This is a genomic window from Castellaniella sp. (genome assembly GCF_041675725.1).
Classification (GTDB): Bacteria; Pseudomonadota; Gammaproteobacteria; order Burkholderiales; family Burkholderiaceae_B; genus Castellaniella.
The window spans coordinates 1-5,202 of sequence record NZ_JBAYTI010000106.1 but is presented as its reverse complement, the minus strand read 5'-3'; the positions used below and the strand labels follow the sequence as shown (position 1 = coordinate 5,202).

The 5,202-nt window shown below is 62.5% G+C and carries 5 protein-coding genes; all 5 read right to left on the bottom strand.

What is annotated here, in order from left to right; all coding sequences use genetic code 11:
* A partial coding sequence (locus tag WCZ84_RS13560; RefSeq protein WP_372686808.1) for a glycosyltransferase occupies positions 1-462 on the bottom strand: 462 nt, incomplete at its 3' end.
* 4 nt (positions 463-466) lie between these two features.
* Positions 467-1,801 (bottom strand): MFS transporter, encoded by a 1,335-nt coding sequence (locus WCZ84_RS13555; RefSeq protein WP_372686810.1) that lies wholly within the window; start codon positions 1,799-1,801, stop codon positions 467-469.
* Positions 1,802-2,081: 280 nt separating this feature from the next.
* Positions 2,082-3,461, bottom strand: coding sequence for a bifunctional UDP-N-acetylglucosamine diphosphorylase/glucosamine-1-phosphate N-acetyltransferase GlmU (gene glmU / locus WCZ84_RS13550; protein WP_372686807.1), 1,380 nt, complete (start codon positions 3,459-3,461; stop codon positions 2,082-2,084).
* A 29-nt stretch (positions 3,462-3,490) separates the two neighbouring features.
* Positions 3,491-4,399 carry a PhaM family polyhydroxyalkanoate granule multifunctional regulatory protein gene (locus WCZ84_RS13545; RefSeq protein WP_372686806.1) on the bottom strand — a complete coding sequence of 303 codons (909 nt, stop codon included), beginning with the start codon at positions 4,397-4,399 and terminating at the stop codon, positions 3,491-3,493.
* Positions 4,400-4,430: 31 nt separating this feature from the next.
* On the bottom strand, positions 4,431-5,174 hold the full coding sequence (locus WCZ84_RS13540) for a DUF4743 domain-containing protein (protein ID WP_372686809.1): 744 nt from the start codon (positions 5,172-5,174) through the stop codon (positions 4,431-4,433).
* Positions 5,175-5,202 lie beyond the last annotated feature (28 nt).

The following is a 5,202-nucleotide window of genomic DNA, read 5'->3' as shown; positions in this document are numbered from 1 at the left end:
GTGTTCCACAGCGCTGGGGATGATGGTCACATCGAAGCCCAGGCGGCGGGGTTCTGCCGCCGCTGCATCGCTGATGGCGACCAGGGTATCGGCCTGCCGCCATTTCCAGGCATTGCGCGACTCATGCTTGCGCAATGGAAAGGCGGTCCGGCGAGTGAAGACCACGCGCGCCTTGACCCAGGGCCTTAAAAAAGCCAGCCAACTCATCATGTTGGCGGTCTGCGCGTGCATGACCTCATACTGCCGCCCCCGAGCCAGCAGGAAACGGCAAACCGCCGGCACACCAGTGCAATCATGCACCACAAAGCCAAGATCCGCCGCCCGCTGGGCCAGTTCTTCACCCTTGCGCGCCAGCAGTTCAACTTCATGGCCCAGCAAGGAGAGCTGATGCATGGTCAATAAGGTTTGACGTTCCCCGCCCCGCCAGCCTCGTTCGAAATTCAATTGCAGAATGCGCATCATGGCCTCAGAAACGGGCGTCCGGGGTAGGGTCGAAGTGCCGGACGACATTGACCGTCAACGCGGCCAGCGCAAAAAGGGCGGCCACGCCCACACCAAATGCAGCGCCATGCGCCGTACTCAGCTGAAACGCCACCCCCACACAGGCGGTGCCCACCCCTTGCCCGAACACACGCGTGGTCGCCTGCATGCCGCCTGCAGCGCCGCTGCGATGGCGCGGCGTCCCGCCCAGCATTGCCCGATTATTGGGTGTCTGGAAGAAGCCGAAACCGATACCTCCCAAAAACATGCTGACCAGCAACCACGCCAGCACATTACCCTGTGGCGCCAACAGAACCCCACTCAGGCCCAACATCATGACGATGGCGCCCAAGGCACACAGGACGGCAACGGGAAAACGCCCTGCCACATAAGCTGAAAGAGGCGCCATCAAGGCACCGCCTATGGCCCAGGTGCCCAGATAAAGCCCCACCAGGGCATAAGACGCCCCGTAAACCGTCTTGAAGTAAAAGGGCAGAGCCACGAAAGCGGCCATTTGAGCCGCAAAGAAAAAAGCCGAGGCGGCCACTGCATAACCGATAGAGCGAATACGCAGCAGGTCGACCGGCACAACGGGCGCTGGCTGCCCCCAGGAACGCCGCAGCAATATCCAGGCAATCACGGCGGCAACCCCTAGGCACAGACCCGCAAGGGCAAGATCACGGCCCACCGTTTCCAGGCCGAACAAGGCCAGCGCGAACAAGGCAGCGCTCAGGGCACAGGCCGTCCAGTCGAAGGGCCCGGAACGGCGTGGAATATCGGGCAGCGTACGCAGGCCGAGAAAGGTGACCAAGCCAAGTGGAATATTGACCAGAAAAATGGCGGGCCATGTAAACCACTGCAGCATCAGAGCGCCCAGCGTCGGCCCCAGCACGGCCATGATCCCGACCACGAACGCGTTGAGACCGATGCCGGCGCTCAGGCGGCTCAGTGGATAGATATTGCGCACGATGCCACCAAAGAGGCACATCAGCATGGCCGCCCCCAACCCCTGCCCGACACGCGACACCACTAGCTGAGTCATGGTGGACGACAAGGCCGACGAGAGTGATGTCAGCAGAAAGATGCTCATGCCCACGCCGAACATCAATTGAAAACCCACACGCTCGGCCAGAGCGGCCAGCGGCAGCATGCAACCAACCACCGTCAGGCTATAAGCCAGCACCACCCATACCGCCTGGCTGGCCGGAATGCCAAGCGACGCGGATATGGCTGGCAGGGCGACGTTGGACATACTGGCATCAAGCACTGTTACGGTAATGCCTAGCGTCATGACAACCGTGGCCCAATGCCGGCGCGGCACGGGCAGGCCATCAGGAATAGCGGCCTTGCGGCTGGCGGCGGCAGCGCTGGGAACCGCCGTGTCGGCAGAGGCCGCGGGGCTGTCTGCCTGCGCAGCACCGACGCCGGCCCCCGAAACGATGGGGGCGGCGGGCTGGGCGGGGGCGCCAGATACAGGGCTTCCGCCGGCCGCGACCCCGCCGGATGCATCTGTACAATTCTGCTCTTGCGTCAACCCTGCGTCCCCTACCCCTCAAGCCCCGTTTGTCTTAAATATACTCCGGTCGTGATCCGCCTGGCGTTCAGGAGTTTTTGATGGGCCGTTGCCAACCCTCAACGGTAGTCTGCGCCACCCTGGAAAGCGTCAACTGGCCGGCCGGCGCATCGCGGGTAAGTGTCGTACCGGCCGCCAGCGTGGCCCCTTTGCCCACGGTGACCGGTGCCACCAACTGGGTGTCCGAACCAATGAATGCGTCGTCCTCGATAACCGTGCGATGCTTGTTAACCCCATCATAGTTGCAGGTAATGGTGCCAGCCCCGACGTTCACCCGCTCGCCAATCGTGGCATCACCGATATAGGCGAGATGATTCGCCTTGGACCCCGCACCCAATAGACTTTGTTTGATTTCCACAAAGTTGCCGACGTGCGCCTGTGGCCCGATATCCGCCCCCGGACGCAACCTGGCGTAAGGCCCCACCCGGGCTTCGCCTGCCACGCGCGCGCCGTCGACGTGAGAATAGGCATCGATGCGCGTGCCTGCCCCGACGCTGGCGTCTCGCAACACGCAATGAGGGCCGACATGGACGCCATCGGCAAGTTCGACCCGCCCCTCGAACACGCAGCCAACATCAATGAAGACGTCACGCCCGCAGACCAGTTCACCCCGCAGATCAAAGCGCGCCGGGTCGGCCAGTGTGACCCCTGCTTCCAGCAGCCGGCGCGCCTGCTCCGCCTGCCAGGCTCGTTCAAGCTCGGCCTGTTGCAAGCGGCTGTTCACGCCCAGTGTTTCCCAGGACGCTGCCGGCTGCGCGGCCCGGACAGGCACCGCATCTGCCACGGCCAGAGCGACCACATCCGTCAGGTAATACTCGCCCTGCGCATTATCATTGGTGATGCGGCCCAGCCAGTCGCGCAGTTGGGTCGTAGGGCCGGCTAGAATACCGGTATTGACTTCGTTCACGGCCAATTCAGCATCGCTGGCGTCTTTATGCTCGACGATGCGGGCGATTTCAGTGTCGGCATTGCGAATGATGCGGCCGTAACCCGTCGGATCGGCCACCGTCTCGGTCAGAAGGGCAAGCCCCTGGCCGCGTACGCCCAGCAATCGCCGTAAGGTATCAGGCTGAACCAGCGGTACGTCGCCATAAAGCACCAGGGTGGCGTCGTCGGCGCCGCCTTCAAGCAAATGCGGCAACGCCTGCTGGACAGCATGGCCGGTACCGCGCTGAGGGTTTTGCAAAGCAAAGATCAGGCCATCCGACCCGGGTTGGCCTTCAAAGGCTGCCTGCACACGATCAGCACCATGGCCGGTAACAACAACGATGCGGTCAGGCTGCAACTTGCGCGCATTATCCAGTACGTGAGCCAGCATGGGTTTGCCGGCAATACGGTGCAATACCTTGGGGAGATCGGACTGCATGCGCTTGCCCATTCCGGCAGCGAGTATGACGATGTTCAGCATATTTCAGGGTGGGTTTCGAGTATTGCCATTCATTCCGTCGTTTTGCGGGCGGCGCCGGTTTTGCGCGCGGTTGCTTTGCTGGCGCGCTTGGCCGTGGTGGGTCGGGCAGCGGTTTTCTTGCCCGCCTTCTTCGCCGCCGTGGCGGTGGTTTTTGTAGCGGCCTTGGCGGCCTTCCTGGCCGTACCCGGGCTTGCCGCCCTGGCTGCCCCGCCGGCAGGCGGCATGGCGGCACCCTTCAGCTCGGAAAATGCGCCTTCCGTACTTGCCGCAGTCGCCGTTGCCAATGACTGGAACTGTTGTTGCAGCAGGTTCCACCACCCCTGCGCCGCCGAGGCGGTCGCGCCCACGATATCGGATTGCGCATCGCCCGCCATACCCGGGCTCTCCGCCGGATCGGCCGCTGGCCCTGCCGGTTTGGCGTCTGACTCATCACTTTGGCCACGGGGAGCTTCGTCTTGTGCAGCCGGTGCCGCAGCCGTCTCCTTTTCGGCACCAGGTGTCATGCCCAGTACTTCTTCGAGCGGAGAGGCGGCGCGCTGACTACTTTGAGGCCTTGCCATACCGGCTTTGTCTGCACCGCCCAAGCCAGCCGCGGCCGATTCTGTGCCCGCCGCAGCCTGCGCCATGGTCGCCATGCCAGTATCCATAAAGGATTTGAGTGTGGAAAGCGTGGCCCGCTGCACCTCAAGGCCTTGAATGGTACTGCTGAGCATGGACAAATTCATGCGCAGCCAGTTTTCAACAGCCCGCAGATCCGAAATACGCTTGTCCAGTTCCTCGACAGACATCAAGCTGCCCATCGCGGCGGGGTCCAAGCCGCCCGGGGACGCCAGCCCCTGCCAGGCCTGGCGCATCATTTCCATGCTGGCAAGAAGAGGATTCTGACCCTGAGGGCCGCTTTGTCCGAAGCCGGGAAGCACAAAAGGATTGTTGTTCATCTGCGTCTCCTTGATAGGCATGGAGTGGGAATCAGGCCTGTGACCAGGCTGTTTCGCCCCGGTGGTAGCGGAACAGCAGGCTATCCAGAATGGATGCCTCCGCCTCTTGAGTAAATTCGTCGTCTTCCAACAAGGACCAGACTTCGTCCATGCTGGCCAAACGGATTTCGCTGACCTCGCCATCCTGGTTGCAAGGCACTACATCGTGGGCCAACACACAGTCACTGACCAGGACATCTTCGACCTGATAGCCTTCCGGCAGGCGCCGGTGCATGCGCAATACCATGCGCAACGGCGTACGGTTGTTGATATCGCTCGCATGCAGGCCCGCTTCTTCAAAACATTCCCGCACCAGCGAGGTATCAAAAGGTTCTGCCGATGACACCAGGCCACCCACCAGCGTATCCCATTTACCGGGGTCGGTTGCCTTGGTGGGTGAGCGGCGGGCCACCCACAACCGGCCGTCAGGCGACCATGCATTGAGGTGTACGGCCTTGGTCAACAAGCCCAGCGGCCGCATGGCGGCCCGTTCCAGCACACACAGCCGCCGACCCTCGCCGTAGACATCAAGCAGTTCGTCGCGCCAGCCTCGCAGGCAGCCATTTTCGCGCAATACTTGTGCAATATGCGCCATGAGCGTGTCAAGCGGCAGCCTCTGGCGTGGCACAGCCGCAACATGCACGGCTTCGTCTGTCACCCGTACCCCCGTGATACTTGCCAGACTATCGGTCGCCCTTGGCGTGATCCAGCCAGCCACCCGGCCAGCGACGGTCAAAGGCCTTGAGCCGGACGGGGGAAGATGC